The 20,683-nt window shown below is 59.2% G+C and carries 21 protein-coding genes; 10 read left to right on the plus strand and 11 right to left on the minus strand.

The features are described 5' to 3' along the window. The first annotated feature begins 125 nt into the window (after positions 1-125). From KJA79_RS18450 to KJA79_RS18460, 3 genes are all read left to right on the plus strand, one after another. Positions 126-638, plus strand: a complete 513-nt coding sequence (locus tag KJA79_RS18450) for a HugZ family pyridoxamine 5'-phosphate oxidase (RefSeq protein ID WP_213043527.1) — start codon at positions 126-128, stop codon at positions 636-638. Positions 639-733: 95 nt separating this feature from the next. Next, the gene (locus KJA79_RS18455) at positions 734-1,243 is read left to right on the plus strand and encodes a VanZ family protein (RefSeq protein WP_213043528.1); all 510 of its coding nucleotides are present in this window, start codon (positions 734-736) and stop codon (positions 1,241-1,243) included. Further along, positions 1,240-1,581, plus strand: coding sequence for a PilZ domain-containing protein (locus KJA79_RS18460; RefSeq protein WP_213043529.1), 342 nt, complete (start codon positions 1,240-1,242; stop codon positions 1,579-1,581). The genes KJA79_RS18455 and KJA79_RS18460 overlap by 4 nt, the downstream gene beginning before the upstream one ends. An 89-nt stretch (positions 1,582-1,670) precedes the next feature. Here the strand turns inward: KJA79_RS18460 and KJA79_RS23065 are convergent, their stop codons facing one another. Together KJA79_RS23065 and KJA79_RS18465 are read right to left on the minus strand one after the other, a co-directional pair. Next, complete coding sequence (locus KJA79_RS23065; protein WP_281412704.1) at positions 1,671-1,793, minus strand: hypothetical protein; 123 nt, start codon at positions 1,791-1,793, stop codon at positions 1,671-1,673. A gap of 53 nt (positions 1,794-1,846) precedes the next feature. Then, positions 1,847-2,794, minus strand: coding sequence for a hypothetical protein (locus KJA79_RS18465; RefSeq protein ID WP_213043530.1), 948 nt, complete (start codon positions 2,792-2,794; stop codon positions 1,847-1,849). 1,003 nt (positions 2,795-3,797) lie between these two features. Here KJA79_RS18465 and lnt point away from each other — a divergent pair. From lnt to KJA79_RS18500, 7 genes are all read left to right on the plus strand, one after another. After that, complete coding sequence (lnt, locus tag KJA79_RS18470) at positions 3,798-5,432, plus strand: apolipoprotein N-acyltransferase (protein ID WP_213043531.1); 1,635 nt, start codon at positions 3,798-3,800, stop codon at positions 5,430-5,432. Between the two features lie 18 nt (positions 5,433-5,450). Then, a protein-coding gene (gene prfB, locus KJA79_RS18475) for a peptide chain release factor 2 (protein ID WP_213043532.1) occupies positions 5,451-6,594 on the plus strand; the annotation gives its coding sequence in 2 pieces (ribosomal slippage) (positions 5,451-5,519 and positions 5,521-6,594; 1,143 coding nt in all). Positions 6,595-6,696: 102 nt separating this feature from the next. After that, positions 6,697-8,178, plus strand: a complete 1,482-nt coding sequence (lysS, locus tag KJA79_RS18480; RefSeq protein ID WP_213043533.1) for a lysine--tRNA ligase — start codon at positions 6,697-6,699, stop codon at positions 8,176-8,178. A gap of 3 nt (positions 8,179-8,181) precedes the next feature. Next, positions 8,182-9,459, plus strand: coding sequence for an FtsX-like permease family protein (locus tag KJA79_RS18485; RefSeq protein WP_213043534.1), 1,278 nt, complete (start codon positions 8,182-8,184; stop codon positions 9,457-9,459). Between the two features lie 65 nt (positions 9,460-9,524). Continuing rightward, complete coding sequence (locus KJA79_RS18490) at positions 9,525-10,193, plus strand: ABC transporter ATP-binding protein (protein WP_213043535.1); 669 nt, start codon at positions 9,525-9,527, stop codon at positions 10,191-10,193. 94 nt (positions 10,194-10,287) lie between these two features. Then, the gene (traF, locus tag KJA79_RS18495; protein ID WP_213043536.1) at positions 10,288-11,433 is read left to right on the plus strand and encodes a conjugal transfer protein TraF; all 1,146 of its coding nucleotides are present in this window, start codon (positions 10,288-10,290) and stop codon (positions 11,431-11,433) included. A gap of 46 nt (positions 11,434-11,479) precedes the next feature. Next, positions 11,480-12,085 (plus strand): hypothetical protein, encoded by a 606-nt coding sequence (locus KJA79_RS18500; protein WP_213043537.1) that lies wholly within the window; start codon positions 11,480-11,482, stop codon positions 12,083-12,085. Here the strand turns inward: KJA79_RS18500 and KJA79_RS18505 are convergent. From KJA79_RS18505 to trpE, 9 genes are all read right to left on the minus strand, one after another. Next, the gene (locus tag KJA79_RS18505; RefSeq protein ID WP_213043538.1) at positions 12,082-13,161 is read right to left on the minus strand and encodes a GAF domain-containing protein; all 1,080 of its coding nucleotides are present in this window, start codon (positions 13,159-13,161) and stop codon (positions 12,082-12,084) included. The two genes, KJA79_RS18500 and KJA79_RS18505, sit on opposite strands and share 4 nt — an antisense overlap. A gap of 187 nt (positions 13,162-13,348) precedes the next feature. After that, on the minus strand, positions 13,349-14,149 hold the full coding sequence (gene trpA, locus KJA79_RS18510) for a tryptophan synthase subunit alpha (RefSeq protein ID WP_213043606.1): 801 nt from the start codon (positions 14,147-14,149) through the stop codon (positions 13,349-13,351). Between the two features lie 170 nt (positions 14,150-14,319). Then, a complete protein-coding gene (gene trpB / locus KJA79_RS18515; protein WP_213043539.1) occupies positions 14,320-15,510 on the minus strand; it encodes a tryptophan synthase subunit beta in 1,191 nt (396 codons plus the stop codon). A 93-nt stretch (positions 15,511-15,603) separates the two neighbouring features. Further along, complete coding sequence (locus tag KJA79_RS18520; protein WP_213043540.1) at positions 15,604-16,251, minus strand: phosphoribosylanthranilate isomerase; 648 nt, start codon at positions 16,249-16,251, stop codon at positions 15,604-15,606. 4 nt (positions 16,252-16,255) lie between these two features. Beyond that, positions 16,256-16,570 carry a hypothetical protein gene (locus KJA79_RS18525; protein WP_213043541.1) on the minus strand — a complete coding sequence of 105 codons (315 nt, stop codon included), beginning with the start codon at positions 16,568-16,570 and terminating at the stop codon, positions 16,256-16,258. Next, entirely contained in the window at positions 16,567-17,391 is an 825-nt protein-coding gene (gene trpC, locus KJA79_RS18530; protein ID WP_213043542.1) for an indole-3-glycerol phosphate synthase TrpC, read from the minus strand. Before trpC ends, KJA79_RS18525 begins: the two co-directional genes overlap by 4 nt. A gap of 4 nt (positions 17,392-17,395) precedes the next feature. Continuing rightward, positions 17,396-18,412, minus strand: a complete 1,017-nt coding sequence (gene trpD / locus KJA79_RS18535; protein ID WP_213043543.1) for an anthranilate phosphoribosyltransferase — start codon at positions 18,410-18,412, stop codon at positions 17,396-17,398. An 86-nt stretch (positions 18,413-18,498) separates the two neighbouring features. Continuing rightward, positions 18,499-19,062, minus strand: coding sequence for an aminodeoxychorismate/anthranilate synthase component II (pabA, locus tag KJA79_RS18540; RefSeq protein WP_213043544.1), 564 nt, complete (start codon positions 19,060-19,062; stop codon positions 18,499-18,501). A 99-nt stretch (positions 19,063-19,161) separates the two neighbouring features. Next, positions 19,162-20,658, minus strand: a complete 1,497-nt coding sequence (trpE, locus tag KJA79_RS18545) for an anthranilate synthase component I (RefSeq protein ID WP_213043545.1) — start codon at positions 20,656-20,658, stop codon at positions 19,162-19,164. Positions 20,659-20,683 lie beyond the last annotated feature (25 nt).

The raw sequence follows: 20,683 nt of genomic DNA on the forward strand, positions 1-20,683 counted from the left end.
GCCTTCCCGGACACGTCAGGCAACGAGTCGATTGCGTCACACTCAAGATCCCCGCCGTGCCAACCTCGTCTGATACTGGACAATTGTCTCCGGCCGGCTACAATGCAGCAAGTGGAGGTGAGGCAATGTCTATGCAGGATTCGAAACCGAACGAAGAGATTCAAGCCGCCTACGAACACCTGATCACAGGAGCGCGAACCGGCGTGTTACTGACCCTCAGAAACGGCCATCCGTTCGGCTCGCATGTCCCGTACTTGCTGGGTGCGGATTGGTCTTGCGCCTATCTCCACCTGAGTCGCCTGGCGCTGCACACCCACCACCTCTTGGACGATTCCCGTGTCAGCCTGTTTATCGCCGAACCGGACGAACCTGGCAAAAACCCCCTGGCGCTTCAACGCCTCAATGTGCAGGGAACCGCACGCATCCTCCCCGTCGACCACGAATCGTATGAGTCGGTCAAACAACGGTATCTGGCCAAGTTCCCCCAGTCGAAGATGATGTTCGGGTTCGGCGACTTTGCCTTGTGGGAACTGCGGATGCAAGACGCCCATCTGGTGCTCGGCTTCGGGCAGGCCTATCAGGCCTCTGCAGCTTCACCTAATCAATGGCACCACCAAACACCTGACAAGAAGGCCTGATAGCCCCGGTCGACTCGCTTCGGTCTGTCTTCATCACTTCCGATCTCTCACGCGTTCCGCCCCTCCAAAGCAGTAGCCCTTCGGCCGAAGGACCGATGGCGGTTCTTCCACGCTGCACGGTACTCTGCGCTGGTTGTAAGCCGTTACCGGAGACGCTCCCTCACATGTTGTTCGTCGGTGCCGTCATCATCAGCTACATGGGGTTACTCGTGGGACTCGCCGTCGCGGCCCCAGGCGCGAGCGTGACCGGCACCCTCATCGAATTCGTGCCGGGGAACTGGCGCGACGAGGCACATATCCCGGCCTACGGCATGCTGGCGTGGATGGTCATGTGGGGATTGCGCCGGCGAGGATGGCCGGTGCTCTATGCGATTCCGGTTGGTGTCTTGGGTACACTCGTGTTTGGACTCTGGACTGAAGTTGCGCAGGGAACGGTTCCCAGCCGTGAAGCCTCCCTCCCCGACCTCCTGAATGATCTGGTGGGCAGCCTCATGGCCGCCGTACTGATGCGGTATCAGCTACCTGCGCGAGATCTCTTGAAACGATGCCTGTCCGCGAGAATGAGGCATACGGGCGTGCAGACGAAAGGAACCGAATCGATATGAAGACAACCTATCGTGAACGTGGATCCAAACGAATCCACGTCCAATACCCCATCTACTATTCCAATGGTACGTTTCAGACCATCGGGGTCACGGAGGATTTTACCCAGGTCGGGGGACGAATTCGAGGAAGAGAGGCCGTCACGGTAGGAATGGAGTTGGTCGTGATTGTGATCCAACCGACGCCGGATATTCCCATGCTGGTCCGCAGAGCAACAGTCCGCTGGTCGAAGGGGCATGACTTCGGTATCGCTCTCTCGGGAGTCCCGCCTCAATCCGAATCCGAACTCAGGGCCATGGCCAAAGTCATGCTCCCCGGACTGTGGTCCTGCTTGAACTGAGCCTGCCTCTCGTGAGATCGACGGCACGGCTGTCACACGTTCGCTTCAGGCCTGTTGATCGATGCTCCCTCTCCTCTCCAAGCCAACGTCTACTTGCGCTGTGAGTGATCCAACGGGTGGCGCGAGCCGGCAAAAAACATTTCCATCAGTATAAAGAACATCATCAGGAGTGCACCAAGCCCGATCGCCACAGCCCAGTTTTCCCACGACATGGTCACCCTCCTCAGCCCCCTGGGAATCGCCCATCGATTCCCAGGGGAACGCCTTATCGTCCAGACCGGTGCAGATGCAGCAGTGTGTCCAGCTTCCAGAGTGGGATACCTTCCACCTCACCCTTGCGGCTGCTGAACGCCAACCCGCCCACAAACAAGGCAATCAGCCCCACGCAAGCCAGAATCAGCAACCCGCGCGAGACATCCGCGCTCGCATTCCGGTGATGCGCCACCATCGTACGCTCCTTCGACATCTCCTCCAGCCGTGCCAACCGATCCATCAACGCATCGGTGCGCACTGCCGCAACCGCCGCGCTCGCCAGCTGGGTCTGCCGCTCGGCCTTGGCTTCGGCATACCCTTCCTGCGCCTGCGTCACCTGGACCACGGCCCGACCGACGCGTTCTTGCGCCGCCGCGGTCATCCGGTCCTCATCTAGAATGGCATCTACGATCGACCGACCGAGCGTCGCCTGCCTGGTCGCGACGAATTCGTCGTGCATCCGCTGTCCCGTCGACTCGGCCGTGCGAATCAGGTTTCGATTGAACTCCTCGCCAGACTGTTCGGCAGACAGGGTCCCACTGAGAATCCCTCGCCTGGTCTGGTTCACCACGGATTTTCCCATCACATATTGCATGCGTGCAAAATGATCGGCCTCCTGCCCATAGGCACGCAGTTCCGCAACGACGAGCGGGCTCAGTATGGATGTCGCCATGGCTTGTGATTCAGCCACCGCCCGGTTCAGCTCCATGGTGGAGACGGACAGCGTAGCACTGGCCTCCCGATCGAGCAGCAGGTCCTGCACGATCGCCTGCCCTAACACCGGTTGAAGGTACTGCATCCCGGCCGCCGGGTCCGTTCCAACGACAGCACTGTGGATGCGAGGAGCGATCGGGGCCTGCCAGAAGCCATCGGCGGCCGTCACCAAGAGATACCCTCCAAACAGAGTGGCAACCAATCCAATGGCTGCCATCACATCGACGTGGTCATATTTTCGTCCCATGGCACCCTCCTTCCTGCCTTAGCCAAGTTCGGCGCGCGGCACACAGGCAGGACACCGGCACGCCGCTCTCTACCGTTCACACACCTGGAGTCCAGCCTGCATAGACAGACCTCCTTTTTCTACATGGTGACACCGGGACACACCTATGGATGTCTTCGGACTCAGGACGCTCAACGAATGAGCCGAAGCTTGCTGAAGCGATGGTTGATAAGGGTAGAGGCCGAAGAACCGGCTCGGGCCAAGGCTGGCTTGGTCACAGCGGCGGTCATGTTCGCCACGGAAGACCATGCGACCACCTGCAGAAGGGGTGGTACCGAAGTGATGAGATTAGTCTACGCTTCGAGAAAAAATCGGTCAATACGGGAAAAGTTGAGCGCCGGTGCGGGTTCCCAACCGTCGTCATGTAACGGAGGTCACCGGAGTCGTCATCGAAACAGCGACGTTGCGTTTGTTAGAATCTCCGCAAGACCCGTCGGCCCCACTTCACTCGGTGTGAGGGAGGACGCACATGCTCATCGTCAGTCTTGTCGTGCTCCTGACTTGCAGTTCACTTCTGGGTCCGTTCTCTCCCGCAGCCGCGCAGTCATCTCCCGTTCGGCAACCGGACGGCACACAGGGGCTCTTGTCTCCCCTCGGCGGAAACGAAGCGATTTACTCGGATGCTCATGGGAACAAGCAACCGACCACCCTGGGATCGGGGCTCCCCTCTCACGGCATGAACACCTTGTCAGGGGTGTCGTCAGGTGCGCTCACTCCGTTCGGAACACCCACACCACCGAATCGGCTCACGCCCGCGCCGCTGCTCCCGCTCTCCCCTAAATGGATGACCACCCCGCAACCCCAGCGACCGACAGATCCAGGGTCCCTGGGCCGATTCGCGCCCCCCGGCAGGGGACCCAGCCACTGATTTCACGATTGGGACACGCCCCCTCTCGCAAACCGATCAATTTCGTCCCGAAGAGGGCTGTTGAATCTCTTCAATGCTTTCGTTAAGTTACCGTCAATGACCATCTCCCGCGCACGCCTCATCCTGCTTGCCTGCGCGAGCGGTTTTCTCTACCCCCTTTCCTTTCCGGCGTTCGACCTGGGCATCGTGGCCTGGTTCGCCTTGGTTCCCCTGCATATGGCCGTCGAATATGCGGCGCCGCGGCGGGCGTTTCGTGTCGGCTGGCTCGCGGGTACGGTCGCCTTCACGGGAGCCATGTCCTGGGTCATCACCGCCATGAACGTGTACGGCAAGGTGCCCTTGCCGATTGCCACACTGGTGATGCTGTTATTGACCATCTATCTTGGGCTGTATCTTGCCGTCTATGCCGGGGCCCTGTCGTGGATCAGAACGGCATTTCCAACCCTGGGTTTCCTGCCGGCGCCTTTTCTCTGGGTCACCCTGGAGCTGATCCGTACGTACTTTCTCTCGGGGTTGCCCTGGGCCCTGTTCGGCTATTCTCAATACCAATGGCTGCCCATCATCCAGTTCGCCGACCACTTCGGAGTCTATGGCGTCTCATTTCTCCTGGTCTTAGTGAATGCCGCGCTGGCGGAAACGTTGATCTGGAGTTTCAAAGCCTATCGTGGTTTTCAGCTCCGTTCCTTCCCCTGGCCCTCATCGGTCGCCGCCGCCGCCGGATTCGGGGTGGCCCTGTTTTACGGCACCACCCTCCTGTCCGCCGCCCAACAGGTGCAGCCTCGGACGTTGTCCGTGGGCGTCGTGCAACCGAATGTCGAACAGGCTCAGAAATGGGATGTCGCATTCCGGCATGAGACCATGAGCCGATTCGACCGTCTGACGACCGGCCTCGGAGACAATCTGGATCTCATCGTCTGGCCGGAGGCTGCCACCCCCTTCGTCTATGAAATGGAACCGCAATACCGGGTCCTCGTCGGCGACATGGTGCGGCGCGCCGGGGCACCGCTGCTGTTCGGCAGTCCGGCTTTGCGGCGGCATCCGGACGGCCGCCCGTTCCTCCTCAACAGCGCATACCTTCTCTCAACGGACGGCCAAATCCTTGGCCGGTATGACAAACAACATCTGGTGCCGTTCGGCGAATACATTCCGTTTCACAACTCGCTGCTGTTTTTTCTCGATAAGCTCGTGGAAGGGATCGGGGACTTCGAAGCCGGTCCCGGTTCGACACTCCTGATGTTCAAGCCGCACGAGAAATCTCCTCCGCTGGCGGCAGCCGCGACCAATCCCGATTTCCATCTCAAATTCGGCGTGGTCATTTGTTACGAAGTCATCTTCCCCAATCTCGTGCGGCAGTTTGCGGCCAACGGCGCGGATTTCATGGTCACGGTGACAAATGACGCGTGGTTCGGCCCATCTTCGGCGCCCTATCAGCATTTCGGCATGGTCGTCTTTCGCGCCGTGGAAAATCATGTTGCATTCGCGCGAGCAGCGAATACGGGTATCTCCGGATTCATCGACCCCTATGGCCGGGTCTTGCAGCAATCACCGATCTTCACTCAGGAGGCACTGCGAGGCACGATCCCCGTCACTCATCAACAGACCTTTTACTCCCAATACGGTGATCTCTTTGCCTATGCCTGTGCTATACTCATCGCGCTTCTGTGCCTGACCGGCTACTTCTCGCCCGACACAGAGCCCGCCGGTGGAGAACCAGCCGGGAGACCAGCGTAAGAACGAAAGGAACGTGCCATGTTGGATGATGTCCGGACCCGTGTGCGTACCCTCGGTGAACAGTTGGCTCAACTACGGGGGCATCTTTGACCTGGCTCGGATGACCGCTGAACTCAACGACATCGAACTCAAAACCTCCCAGCCCGACTTCTGGAAAGATACGCAGGCCGCCGCCAAGGTCAATCGCCGTAAGGCCGCCTTAGATCGTGAACTCTCCCGCTGGCGAGAGACCGAACGCCGGCAAAGCGACATTGAGGCGCTGCTGGAGCTGGCCCTGGAATCGGGTGATGCCGGGTTGGAGCAGGAACTCACGGCTGAGCTCGACCCGTTTGAAAAATCCGTCGCCCAGTTTCGCATTGAGCTGTTGCTCTCAGGTGAACTGGATGCGAACAACGCGATCTTTGCGATCCATCCCGGCGCCGGCGGCACCGAATCCCAAGATTGGGCGCAAATGCTGCTTCGCATGTATGTGCGATGGGCTGAACAAAAAGGATTTAAAGTCGACACGCTGGATCTGCAGGCCGGTGAAGAGGCCGGCATCAAGAGCGCCACATTGTCCGTCAACGGCCCCTACGCCTATGGCTACCTGAAGGCCGAGGCCGGCGTGCACCGTCTGGTACGGATCTCCCCGTTTGACGCCAACAAACGGCGACATACCTCCTTCGCCTCCGTGTTCGTCTATCCCGAGCTCGACGATGACGTGCAGGTCGTGATCGAGGACAAGGACCTCCGAATCGATACGTTCCGGGCCGGGGGGGCCGGCGGACAAAACGTCAACAAGGTGGAAACGGCGATTCGTATCACCCACATCCCAACGGGCATCGTCGTGCAATGTCAAAACGAGCGGTCGCAACTCCAAAATCGCAACGGCGCCATGAAGATTTTACGCGCCCGATTGTTTGAACTGGAGCAGCGCAAGAAAGAAGCCGAGTTCAACGCCATCGTCGGCGAGAAAAAGGATATCGCCTGGGGCAGTCAAATCCGCTCCTACGTGTTTCAGCCGTACCAGATGGTCAAGGACCATCGTACCGGACATGAAGTCGGCCAGGTTTCCGCCGTGATGGACGGCGATCTGGATGGATTCATCGAAGCCTATCTCCAGAGAAAAATGACCGGCGGAAAGGCACCCGAGCCGGTCGCCATGAAAGATGACGACCTCTAAGAAAGGGAGCAGATGGCATATGGCCGATGGCCGATAGCAGAACGAGACGGGTCATCCCGAATGGTCAAGCGATTCGCCATCAACCATAGGCCCCGAGTAACCATGGATGAATTGAACGATCAGCGTCAGCAGCGCATCAAGAAACTTGATCAGCTCCGCCAGCTCGGTGTGGCGCCCTATGGCACACGCTTCGAGATCAAGGACCGGGCCGGCCAACTCGTACGCCTGCACGGCGAGAAGACCAAGGAAACCCTGGAGCAGGAACAGATCAGCTGCACAATTGCCGGCCGGATTGTCGGACTGCGCCGCTTCGGCAAGGCCGCCTTCGCCGTGCTGCAGGACGGATCGGACCGCCTGCAGGTCTACCTGAAAAAAGACACGTTGGGCGAGCAGACCCACCAGATCTCGGAAGGGCTGGATCTCGGTGACTGGATCGGCGTGACGGGCATCCTCTTTCGCACCAAGACCAATGAGTTCACCGTCGAAGCCAAGACGCTGACCTTTCTGAGTAAGGCGCTACGTCCGCTGCCGGAAAAATGGCATGGTCTTACCGATGTCGAGACCCGATACCGTCAGCGCTATGTGGATCTTATTGCGAACCCGCAGGTGCATCAGATCTTTGCGCTGCGCAGCCGGATCGTCTCGGGTATTCGCACGTTTCTCAGTGAGCGCGGTTTCCTGGAAGTGGAAACACCGATGATGCATCCAATACCAGGCGGCGCGGCGGCCAAGCCCTTCGTCACCCATCACAACGCCCTGGACGCCGAGCTCTACCTGCGTATCGCGCCGGAGCTCTACCTCAAACGCCTGATCGTCGGCGGCTTTCCCCGTGTCTTCGAAATCAATCGTAACTTCCGCAACGAAGGGATCTCGACGATTCACAATCCCGAATTCACCATGCTGGAGTTCTACGTCGCCTATGCCGACTACCATGACCTGATCGTCCTGACCGAGGAACTTTTCAGCCGGTTGGCCCAGGATCTCTTCGGCACCACGATCATCGAGTATCAGGGCACTCAGATCCATCTAGGCGCGCCTTGGCGCCGCTGGTCGTACCACCAGGCGATTTTGGAGGTCAATAATCTGGCGCCCTCCGTGCTCACGAATCGCAACGAAGCACTCGCTGCGGCCAAGCAACTCGGGGTCGAAGTCGATCCACAGGCATCTCTCGTGAACATTCTCAACGACATCTTCGAGGAAACGGTCGAGCCGAAGCTGCAACAGCCGACCTTCATCACCGACTACCCGATTGAGATCTCTCCCCTCGCGCGGAGAAAAGATTCCGATCCTTCACTGACCGACCGGTTCGAGCTCTACATCGCGGGGCGCGAACTGGCCAACGCCTTTTCCGAGTTGAATGATCCGCTCGATCAACGGGAACGCTTCGAAGCACAGGCGGCACAACATGCAGCCGGCGACGAAGAGGCGCATCGGGTGGATGAAGATTTTCTGCGGGCCCTCGAATACGGCATGCCCCCCACCGCCGGCGAAGGCATCGGCATTGATCGTCTGGTCATGCTCTTCACCAATCAGGCCTCCATCCGGGATGTGGTGCTCTTCCCGCAACTGAGGCCTGAGAAGTAAGACATGGCGCTGCCCTACGAAATCTATATCGGCCTTCGGTATCTGCGCGCGAAACGGCGCAATCGCACCATCTCGTTCAACACCATCGTCTCCATCGTCGGGATTACGCTCGGCGTCGCGGCATTGATCGGGACCGTCGGCATCATGACCGGCTTCAAAGAGGACGTGCAGGCGAAGATTCTCGGTACCACGGCGCACATCCTCGTGAACGACCGTATGAAAGAGTCCATGACGGACTATGAAGAGCAGGTGAAGAAAGTCTCCACTGTCCCGGAGGTCGTCGCCGCCACCCCGTTCATTTTCCGACAGGTGCTGCTCACCTCTCCATCCGGCGTGCAGGGGATCATCCTCCGCGGGATTGATCCGGCGCGGGAAGGCGCGGTTACCGAACTCGCCCACAACCTGATCAACGGAAACCTGGATGACCTGTCGCATACGGTCAAGGTCGTCATCCCCGAAAAGGAACGGGAACCGAACGGACCGGATACGGCCATGCGGCCCGGCATCATTCTGGGCAAAGAGCTGTCGATGCGCCTCGGCGTCTTCCCAGGCGACACGCTGAACGTGGTTTCGCCGGTGGGTCCGATCACCGGCGCCAGCATGACACCCAAGATCCGGCAATTCGTCGTCGTCGGCTTGTTCCAATCGGGCATGTATGAATACGATTCCTCCCTCGCCTATATCGAACTGGGAGAAGCCCAAAAGTTTTTCAACATGGGCGCCACCGTCACGGGCATCGAAGTCAAGGTCGCCGATGTGTTCCGTGCGAGCGACGTGGCCCGCGCCATCGAGCAACATCTCGGCTTCGCCTTCTGGGCACGCGACTGGATGCAAATGAACCGGAATCTGTTCTCGGCACTGAAGCTCGAGAAGACGATGATGTTCCTGCTGCTCGTGTTGATCACCATCGTGGCCTCTTTTAACATCGTCAGTACCCTCACGATGATCGTGACCGAAAAACAGCGCGAGATCGCGATCCTCAAAGCGATGGGCGCCACCCGCAAGGGCATCATGCGTATTTTTATGCTCAACGGCCTGATCATCGGCTGTTCGGGTGCAGCCATCGGAGTGCCGCTGGGGTATGCGTTCCTCTGGCTGATCCAGACCTTCTGGACCTTCGATCCGACTGTCTACTACATCTCTAAGATCCCCGTGCATGTGCTGGGATCGGATGTGTTGCTCGTCGCAGGGTCGGCGATTGTCATCAGTTTTGCCGCCACCCTGTACCCGTCGCTTCAAGCGGCAAAACTCGATCCGGCCGCGGCGCTGCGCTATGAATAAACGGGAAGCAGTGCCGGAAGATCTTTGAGCATTGATCGGTGAACATCGTACATTGCAGTTGACGCATGATTGACGTCGTCGGGCTCTATAAAACATTTCCAATGGGCGGGCGCGAACTGGTGGTGTTGAACAACATCAACTTGCATATCGCGCGCGGTGAACTGATCGCCATCATCGGCGCCTCCGGCGCCGGCAAAAGCACGCTCCTGCAAATTCTCGGCACACTGGACCGGCCGACCAAGGGCACCGTGTCGTTCGAAGGCCAGAATCTCTTCCAACTTACGGAACAGCAGCAGGCGGAGTTTCGCAACCGGCGAGTGGGGTTCGTGTTCCAGTTTCATCACCTGCTGCCGGAGTTCACGGCCTTGGAGAATGCCTGCCTCCCGGCCATGATTCAGAAGCGCGAGATGGCAGATGTCATCGGCGAAGCGACCAAACTGCTCGGCGAGGTCGGTCTGGCTGATCGACTCCACCACAAACCCGGCGAACTCTCGGGCGGAGAGCAACAACGGGTCTCGGTCGCACGGGCGCTGATGCAGCAACCCGATTTAGTCCTGGCCGATGAACCGACGGGCAATCTCGATAGCCACACGGGCGACGCCCTATTCACTCTGCTCCGGCAATTGAACCGTTCACGTGGCACCACGTTCGTCATTGTCACCCACAACGATAAACTGTCCGCCCAGGCCGACCGCATCATCTCCATGCAAGACGGCATGATCATCTCCTCCTAAACACCTGTGCTCGGACAACCACTTCTTGACGGTTTCCGCATCTTTTCGTAGACTGCGCTATTCTCCCAATTCTGTTTGGAGTGAACTGATTCCTATGACGTTACACTGGATTCCGTGCTTTCGGTTTGCCGCCTGGATATTCGTCATCCTGCTGCCGATTCAAGCCGCAGCGGTCGAGTTCGTGTTCGTAGGCTCTCGCCAGATGGGCATGGGTGGGGCCGGCGTCGCGACCACGACGGACTCCCTTGCCACCTACTGGAACCCTGCCGGCATGGCGATGAGCAAGAAGTTCGACATGCGCATTCAGGGCGGCGGTCAGGTCATCGATCGCGGAGACGTTTTCGATACGTTGAAGGACATCAACAATCTGAATCTGAACGACACCTCCGCCGGCAACATCGCGCGCCTCCAGCAGCAAATTGATCGCATGAACCGGCCCGGAACCAATCTCACCGCCGCCGCCTCCGGTGGGCTCTACGTGAAGGGCAACTTCGGAGAGCATGCACTGGGGTTCAATGTCTCCGATGTCGCCACAGCAGGCGGGTTCCTCCGCGGTCCGGTCGGGTTTACGAATAACGGCACCAACCTGACCGTGAACGGACAATTCGCCATGAATGGCCTTGAAGTCCGGCAGGCCGCCCTGTCCTATGCCTACGCATTCATGGACCGCATGTTCTCGATCGGCATCACCGGAAAGGTGATCCAGGGTGCGGCCTATACCGGCGCGACCAATATCCGAGGCGCAAGCGACGACGTCAGAGTGTTTGAGGACATCGGGCGCGCCAAGATCTCAACCGCCCTCGGCATCGATGTGGGCGCCATGTTCCGGCCCTCCTCCTGGTTGCGGATGGGCATCGTGGCGAAGGACATCAATGCCCCAACGTTCGACGCACCGAACGGCGACAAATTCAAACTGCTGCCGCAAGTGCGCACAGGAATCGCCGTCAACCCCTACAACTCTCTGACACTCACCGCTGATGTCGACATTACCAAGAACAACACGCTGACACCCGGCGTCTACAGCCAAGTTCTCAGCCTCGGGGCTGAACAGACGATTCTGTCCGAATTGCTGTCGTTCCGGCTCGGTGCCTTCAAAAATATGCAGGATGCCAAGACCCCGTTTATCCCGACGGCAGGCTTCGGGCTTCGCATCCTCGCCTTGCGCATCGATATCGCCGGCGGGTATGATTTTAGAGATCAGGCCGCCCTGGCGTCCGGCTCCATTGCGATGACCTTCTAGGACGCTGTCGGTTGTGAACTAATCTGCTACACTTATTATACGTACCATGACACGACGCACCTCCTTTCGATTCAGCGTGATTTTTTGCCTTCTGCTCTCCGGGCTCCTCGCCGGCTGCGGTGGGTTGCAGGAAATGTGGGAAGGGCCTGCGGCACGAGGCTTCTACCCGAAGACCATGGCAATTCTTCCCATCTCCGGCACCTACGACAGCGCGCGTGAAGACGTCGAAGAAGTGGTGGCCAAGGTGTTGATCAAGAGCCGACGGGTTGAAAAGGTGGTCCCCCCGGATCAGGTCACCGACACCTTCCAAACGACGAAGGATGCGTTCGATGCCCTTGTCACCTATTTCTCCCGAATGGAAACGACCGGCCAGTCGGACAAGAATTCCGCCATCAAGATCGGACATGCCTTGGGGGCGGACTCCCTGCTCGTGGTCAAGGTCAATGCCTGGGAATATACGAGGGAAGAAGGCGATAACATCGCCCGCGTGGGATTGAGCATGCGCCTGGTCGACGCCGTGAACGGAGCGATTGTGTGGAAAGCACGGCACCAGGTGCAGGAAAGCTACTTATTCATCCGCCCGGACATGAAGGATCTTGCCACGAAACTCGCTTCGGACATGATCAAGTACATGCCCCCTGAAAAGCGTTAGGGCTTGAGGGATTCTTTTACGCCCGCCTCGCCGACCGGTCCCCGTCGCAGATTGTCGATAGCCAAGCCGAACTGATTCGACAAACTCGCCAACTCCAGCACATCCCAATTGCTGAACGGCTTGCCGCTCCGCCGATTCACCACTTCCAGCACACCCACAGCCCGAGCCCCCATGCGAACCGGCACCGAGACCAGGGAAGCCACCGGCAGGACTGATTGCCATCCCTGACCGGCAACGAGGCGGGCATCCTGTGCACCGTGGGTAATCAAGACGGCTTGTCCCGTGCGATGCACCCCGGCTGCAACGTTCGACTGCAGCGCGGTAAGCCCCGCAGCCCGTTCCCCGCCGATCGCGGACAACCGCAACGACCCATCGCCTGTCCCCAGAAATAACGCTCCCGCTTCCGCCTCCACGAGTCGAATCGCGGCGTCCAAGGCCCGCCGCAATTTCTCCTGCTCGCCCAGAGCGGAATTCAGCAGGTCGCTGACCTGCTCCATATGCTGAATACGGAGAATTTTCGCCGCGTACTTGACGGTCAGCCGGGCATGGTCCAGTAGAACCGACAGCCAGGGTTCAATCGCGGTCAACAACGACAGAGCCGTTCTCGAGGGTACCCTCTGCGACTTCCCGGCGTGAAACATCACCACACCGTCCATACGACCGATGCGATGCAAGCGGATGCCGTGCAGTTCGCCAAGACTGATTCGCGCTTGCTGCTCCGCCTGTGTCAGTCCGGCCGGCCACTGCCCGGCCACGGAGGCATCGCTGCTTCCGGCCTCTGCCAGACAGACCATCTCGCGAGTCTGTTCATCCCGCACATAGACGGCAATTGCGTGGACCTTGGTCAGTTGCAGGAACGATTGCACGAAGACGGCAGCCACACCAATCGGCGAACGACCCTCTCCTTCGGAATGCGACAGGCTTTTGAAGAGCGCCTGCTGGAGGGCCTGGAGCAGACGGTCCTCCCGCACAGGCGCAGAAGCCCTCGCCACGATCTTACGGCGGGAACCGGCCGGAGACTTTTTCGCTGTGGTCTTGCGGCTGCTTCGAGCAATCTTACGACGAATGACGGCCATGACATCTCCTCATATGAAGCGTCCATCATTGCCAGACGGCAAAACTCTTCCGTCTGGATTGGGTATTCTCTTGTTGACGGGAAAACGCAGCGTCCGGGAAATCTGGACGCACAAATGGAGCACAGACTGAGGATCGATTTGGATGGAGGGCGCGGAAGATAAACAAAACGAGGGGGCCGCCGCGCCCCTAGGTCGGCTGCATCGCAACCTTGAGTGAACGCACGAAGTTCCCCACTTCCTGAACGAGTCGGCCATCCTGCCCATGCTCTCCTACCCGACGAACGATCGCACTGCCGACGATGACTCCATCGGCCACTTGTGCGACGCTCGCGGCATCCTCCGGAGTCGCGACACCAAACCCCACAGCGACGGGCGTCTTCGTCTGTTTCTTGATCTTGGCGACATTGTCCCGCACCCCCGCCATGTCGTTCAGTTTAGCGCCAGTGATGCCTGTCAGGGAAACATAATAGACAAATCCGCCGGACTCCTTCGCGACATAGGCGCGACGCGAGGACGTGCTCGTGGGTGCCAGCAGGAAAATCAGGTGGAGTCCCGCCGCATCGGCCGGACCGCGCAAGGGGCCGGCTTCATCGGGAGGCATATCCGGCACAATCAGCCCATCCACGCCGGCTTCGACCGCCTTCGCGCAAAACACTGTTTCCCCGAATGCGTGGATGTTGTTGTAATAGGCCATCAGGACGATGGGAATCTGTGTCGTCGCGCGCAGGCGGCGCACTGAATCCAGAATCTTGCGAAGTGACGTCCCGCTCTGGAGGCCGCGTTCCGCCGCCTGCTGAATCACCGGTCCATCGGCGATGGGATCGGAGAAAGGCACGCCCAACTCGATGATGTCGGCGCCGGCCCGCTCGAGTTCGAGCACCAAGTGCTCCGTGTCCTGCAACGACGGATCACCCGCCATGATGTAGGTAATGAGCGCCTTCTCTCCCTGCGCCTTCAATCGACCGAATGTCTGATCTAAACGATTCATTTCGATATACCCCTGTCTCCCACTCATCCAACCCCATCGTCCGCTGCAGGATGTTCAACCGGGCCGTCCAGCAAGGCCGCAGCAAGGAAAAAGGTGAAGCGTACTCAGGTGCGTACGTCGAACCTCTGACCGCCGCGAGAACGCAGCTGGCAGTCCGGTTCAACATCCTGCTACAAGGTCACCCCTTTGATTCTCGCCACCTGCTGCACATCCTTATCGCCGCGCCCCGAGAGATTCACCACAAGAATCTGATTCTTTTTCATCTTCGGCGCTCGCTTCACGACTTCGGCGATGGCATGGGCACTTTCGAGCGCCGGCATGATGCCCTCTTCCCTGGCCAACAGATCGAATGCCGCCAGAGCCTCATCATCCGTCACCGAGGTGTACTCTGCGCGATTCGATTCCCTGAGGTAACTGTGCTCCGGTCCCACGGCGGCATAGTCCAGCCCAGCCGACACGGAATGGGTAAGATTGACCTGGCCGTTTTCATCCTGCAGGAGATAGGTCATGGTACCTTGGAGGACGCCGGGACGCCCGCCGGCAAACCGGGCCGCATGTTTGCCGCTCTCGACGCCGAGGCCACCCGCCTCTACGCCGACCATCTTGACCTTCTTGTCCGGGACAAAGGCGTGGAAGAGGCCCATGGCATTACTTCCGCCACCGACACAGGCGATCAAACAGTCGGGCAGTCGCCCCTCCGTCGTCAGGATCTGTTTGCGGGCCTCACGACCGATCACGGACTGAAAGTCACGGATCATCATCGGATAGGGATGCGCGCCTAGGACGGAACCGAGCACATAGTGCGTCGTCCGCACGTTGGTGGTCCAATCTCGCATGGCTTCGCTGATGGCATCTTTCAACGTCCGGCTGCCGGCGTCCACGCCGGTTACCTTAGAACCGAGCAACCGCATGCGAAACACGTTCAGCGCCTGGCGCTGCATATCTTCCGTACCCATGTAGATTTCGCATTCCAGGCCGAACATGGCGGCCACCGTCGCCGTTGCCACGCCATGCTGCCCAGCGCCGGTCTCAGCAATGAGACGAGGCTTCTTCATCCGTTTCGCGAGCAGCGCCTGTCCGATGGCGTTATTGATCTTATGGGCGCCGGTGTGACACAGGTCTTCGCGCTTCAGATAGATCTTGGCCCCGCCCAGCCGCTTCGTCAGGCGCTGCGCAAGATATAAGGGCGTCGGCCTCCCGACATATTCCTTCAAGTAATGTTTGAATTCGGTCTGGAACTTCCGGTCCCGCCGGGTACGCTGATATACCTCTTCCAGCTCCAGGAGGGCCGGCATCAGGGTCTCAGGGACGTAGCGCCCGCCGTAGAGTCCGAATCGCCCATGTCGATCTGGTATCGCCATCGCTTGTCCTTCAGCTAATCATGGAACAAAAGTATAACAGCATGCTCGAAACGTCCGCCACCATCACGCACACACGACACGCAACCCAGGCAATTACGCGATATCCTGCTGAGAGGATGCCAACCTGACGGCCTGCACAAACGCTCGAACCTTCGCGTGATCCTTCTTGCCGGGTCGCGCTTCGACGCCGCTGCTCACGTCAACGCCGTAGGGACGAACCTGTCTGAGAGCCTGCGCGACATTCTCCGGCGTCAGCCCACCGGCCAGGAGAATACGGGCTACTGCCGCAGCTTCCGCCGCCAACGACCAATCGGCCACCTGTCCTGTTCCACCATACGCGTCCGGCGAAAACGCATCCACCAAAAACCCACGCACGCCGGCGCGGCCCTGGAACTCGGCCAGGGCCAGGAAGGATCCACGGTCCCTGAGCCTGATTGCCTTGAGGACGGGGCGTCCCAACGTCTCGCAATAGGCCGCCGTCTCATCACCATGCAATTGCGCGAGCGCCAGGCCGCAACCGTCCATCACGTCGCGGACTACTTTCGGTTCTTCGTTGACGAACACACCGATCGGGAAGACGAAAGGCGGCAGTTCCTTGATGATGGCCTTCACCGCCGCTGTCTCCGCGCAACGCGGACTCTTCTTGTGAAACACGAATCCGACGGCATCCGCGCCGGCCTCCACCGCCACCGCCGCATCCTCGGCATTCGTCAGTCCGCAAATCTTGACCTTAACCGTCATCGCCTCAACAACTCTGCTTGCTCTTCTGCAGGCCGTAGAACCCACGATACGACCATTGGCAGGCCTGTCCTTTCGGGTTGAAGGTGAGCCCGATCAGATCCTGACGCCCGTCCTGCTGAGGGACCATCCACTCGCAGACTTCGCCGCCATCCTTAAACGAGTGACAGCGGGTGGGAATGCCCATTTCCTTGATGCGATCGTCCTTGCTGCTGCCCATCCAGGAATCCCACTTCGGGGTAAATTCATGAATCTCCTGGCTGACGCAACCGGCAAGGTTCAACAATCCGATCGTCACACCACACGCGAGAATCCGCTTCATCGCGCCTCCTCCTTCGGTTCGTCGCCCAGTAACTCACGTATCTTCGCCCCGATGTCCTGCGCCCGGATCAACGACTCGCCGATCAGCATGGCATGCACACCGGCCTCCACCAACCGCAGGACATCCTCACGCTTGTGAATGCCGCTCTCGCTCACGATCAGTTTGTCGGCGGGAATCCGCTTGGCCAACCGCAGAGTCACGCCGAGATCGGTCGAGAACGTTTTGAGATCACGATTGTTGATGCCGATCATCCGCACATCCGGCAACCATTCGAGCACGGTATCAAGTTCACGTTCATGGTGCGTTTCCACCAGTACGTCCAGGGACAACTCCTTGGCGAGCGCCGCGAAGTCGATCAACTGACGTTTTTCCAGACCCGCCACGATCAAGAGCACCGCATCGGCCCCATAGGCCCGGGCTTCGTAAAACTGAATGTCGGCGACCATGAATTCTTTATTCAGCGCCGGCAGCCCCACCCGCCCCTTCACATCAGCAAGATAGTCCAAGTGACCCTGGAAGAAGTCTTTGTCGGTCAAGACGGAGACAGCGCTGGCCCCATGCTCTCGATAGGCTTCGGCGATACCGACCGGTTCAAAGCGTTGCTCAAACTCTGGCCGTAACAGCCCCAGACTGGGCGAGGCTTTTTTTACCTCGGCGATCAAGGCAGGCCTGGTCGGGGTACGGCGCGCATCCAGCGTGACGGCAAATCCAAGTGTCGGCCCGGCATCACGGATTTTGGTTTTTAACTCCGCAAGGTAGCCGCGACTGCTCTTGTGGCGAATTTCAGCTTTTTTATGCTCGAGGATCCGGTCGAGAATCACGATTTCACAAGGCCTTCTTGGTAAAGTCGATCAACTGTTCCAATTTCTCCATCGCCGCCCCGGAGTCGATCGTCCATTGGGCCAACTCGAATCCATCCTGCAGGGTCTTCGCCTTGCGTCCGGCTACCAACGCAGGCGCCGCGTTGAGGCAGACAATGTCGCGCTTTGGTCCTTTGCGACCACGGAAAATGTCGCGGGTGATGGCCGCATTTTCCTCCGCGCTCCCGCCCACAAGTTCTTTCGCGCGAACTCGCGCGAGGCCGAATTCAGAGGGATCGATTGTATAACTCGATACCACCCCGGCCTTGCCTTCCGACACCCGAGTCCGGTCGGTCACCGTGATCTCATCCAATCCATCCATGCCATGCACGACAAAACAATGTTGCGCGCCCAGGTGGACCAGCACCTTGGCCAGGAGTTCCGTCAATCCCGCGTCGAAAACCCCTACGACTTGTAGTCGGGCTCCGGCTGGATTCGTGAGCGGACCGAGGATATTCAACAAGGTGCGGATACCCAATTCCTGCCGCGGCTGGGCGCAATGTTTCATGGCACTGTGGTAGAGCGGCGCGAAGAGGAAACCGATCCCCACCTCGTTGACGCAATCGGCCACCCGCTCGGGCGGCAGGTTGATGGCCACGCCCAGCGCGGCCAGCACATCCGCACTGCCAGACTTTGACGACACCGAGCGGTTGCCATGCTTGGCGACCGTCAACCCGGTCCCGGCCACCACAAAGGCCGCCGTGGTGGAGATATTGAACGTGTGGGCGCGATCTCCACCAGTCCCGCACGTGTCCACGACCTGCGCATCCCTGACCCTGATTCTGGTCGCCCGCGCACGCATCGCCAACACCGATCCGGCGATTTCCTCGACGGTCTCGCCTTTGATCCGCAGCCCCATCAAATATGCGGCAATCTGCGCCTGGGTCGCGCTCCCGTCCATGATCTCGCCCATGACCGTCTCGGCCTCAGCCTCGGTCAGGTCGCCCCGTTCGGCCAGTTTGTGAATTGCGTCTTTGATCATGAGGATCGCGATCAGGGATCAGCGGTCGGCAATCAGTCGAAAGGCCTCGGAGAGAGCCCTGTATGCTGATGACTGACGGCTGTGGGCTAGAGTTTCAAGAAATTCCTGAGCAGCTCCTTGCCGGCGGTGGTGAGAATGGACTCAGGATGGAACTGCACGCCTTCGATGCCCAACGTCTTGTGCCGCATCCCCATGATTTCGCCATCGGCGGTCTCGGCGCTGATCTCGAAACACCCAGGCAGGTTCTTCCGGTTCACGATGAGGGAGTGATAGCGAGTCGCTTCGAACGGATTGGGAAGATCGCGAAAAATCGTGCGACCGTCATGACGCACCATCGAGGTTTTTCCATGCATGAGCCGCTCAGCGCGGATCACCTCACCGCCGAACGCGACCGCCAGCGACTGGTGGCCGAGACAGACGCCCAGCAGCGGAAGTTTCCCGCCGAAATGCCGGATCGCCTCGACCGAAATACCAGCCTCGTTCGGCGTACAGGGGCCCGGAGAGATCACCAATCGAGCCGGCTTCAATGCCTCGATCTCTGGAATGGAAATCTTGTTATTCCGATACACGACGACGTCTTCCCCCAACTCGCCGAAGTACTGCACGAGATTGTAGGTAAACGAGTCGTAATTGTCGATCATCAACAGCATAGTGATTCGGGGAGCTCATGGCAGATGGCCTAGGGCTGATAGCAGGGTCAGAAATCCGTTTCACCATCAGCTACAGGCTATGTGCGATACCCTCTTCTCCTATTCCAGCCCCTGCTCGGCGAGTTCGATGGCCTTCATCATCGCGCGCGCCTTGTTGCACGTTTCCTCATACTCATGTTCGGGAACGGAGTCGGCCACAATCCCCGCGCCGGCTTGGATGTAGGCTTGCCGCCCCTTAATGACCACGGTCCGGATATTGATGCACATATCCATATTGCCGGAGAAACCGAAATACCCCACCGCACCGGCATAGGGCCCGCGCCGCGTCGGCTCCAACTCCTCGATGATCTCCATGGCCCGGATTTTCGGCGCACCCGAGACAGTCCCTGCGGGGAAACAGGCTCGCGTCACGTCATAGACCGATTTTCCCTTCTCTAACTGTCCCGTCACTTGGGAAACGATGTGCATGACGTGGGAATACCGTTCAACCTGCATCAATGAATCGACTTTCACCGATCCACGAGCGGCCACACGTCCCACATCGTTCCGCCCCAGATCCACCAACATCACATGTTCGGCCCGTTCTTTTTCATCCGCTAACAGATTCCGTGCCAGTTCCTGATCCTCTTCCGGCGTCTTCCCGCGGCGACGTGTCCCCGCGATAGGCCGCAACGAAATCTGCCCGTCTTCACACCGCACCAACGTCTCCGGTGAAGAGCCGACCAGTTCCACACCTCCGACGCGCAGATAGTACATGTAGGGCGAGGGGTTGATGACGCGTAGCGCGCGATACAACTGAAACGGCGTCGTGTGAATCTGGGTTTCCCAGCGCTGCGACAACACCGCCTGCACGATGTCACCCGCGCGGATATACTCCTTCGTCGCCACGACCATCTTCTCAAAGTCGGCCTTGTTCATGTTGGACGTGAACGTAATCGGCTTGCGACGCCGCTGCTGACGTGGCTGCCGCACCGGCCGCTTCAGGCGGGCGATCATCTTTTCAATCCGCGCCGTCGCGTGCCGATACGCCTCGCGAATGTCGCGATCTTTCGTGGATTCCAGATAGGCGTTGGCGACGACCTTGATCTTCTGCGAGACGTTGTCAAAAATCAGCAGCGTGTCTGTCAACAAGAAGGCGAAGTCCGGCAGCCCCAGACTGTCTTTTCGGAGAGACGGTAACTCTTCGAACGTTCGCACCATGTCGTAGCTCAAGTAGCCCACGGCTCCGCCGACAAACCGCGGCAAGCCCGGCACGGTCACCGGCCGATACTCGTCCATCAATTCGCGAAGCCGCTCCAGCGGATTCCCACGGCTTTGAATGCGCAGACGTTTCTTTCCGCGGGTCAACACCAGATCGCCCTGTTCTTCGTGGATCACCGCCGACGAGCCGCTTCCAAGGAAAGAGTAGCGGGCCCAATTCTCTCCGCCGGCGACACTCTCCAGCAGATAGGCGGTCGTTCCGTGGTCGATCTTGGCAAACGCCGACACCGGCGTCTCATAGTCCGCCAAAATTTCCCGGTACAACGGAATCAAATTCCCTTCCGCCGCCAGGGCTCGAAACTCTTCCAGGGTCAATGAATAGTGCTGCTTCGCCATAAAGAACCGATTGCTGCGACACGAC

This window comes from Nitrospira defluvii (assembly GCF_905220995.1).
GTDB classification, from domain to species: Bacteria; Nitrospirota; Nitrospiria; order Nitrospirales; family Nitrospiraceae; genus Nitrospira_A; species Nitrospira_A defluvii_C.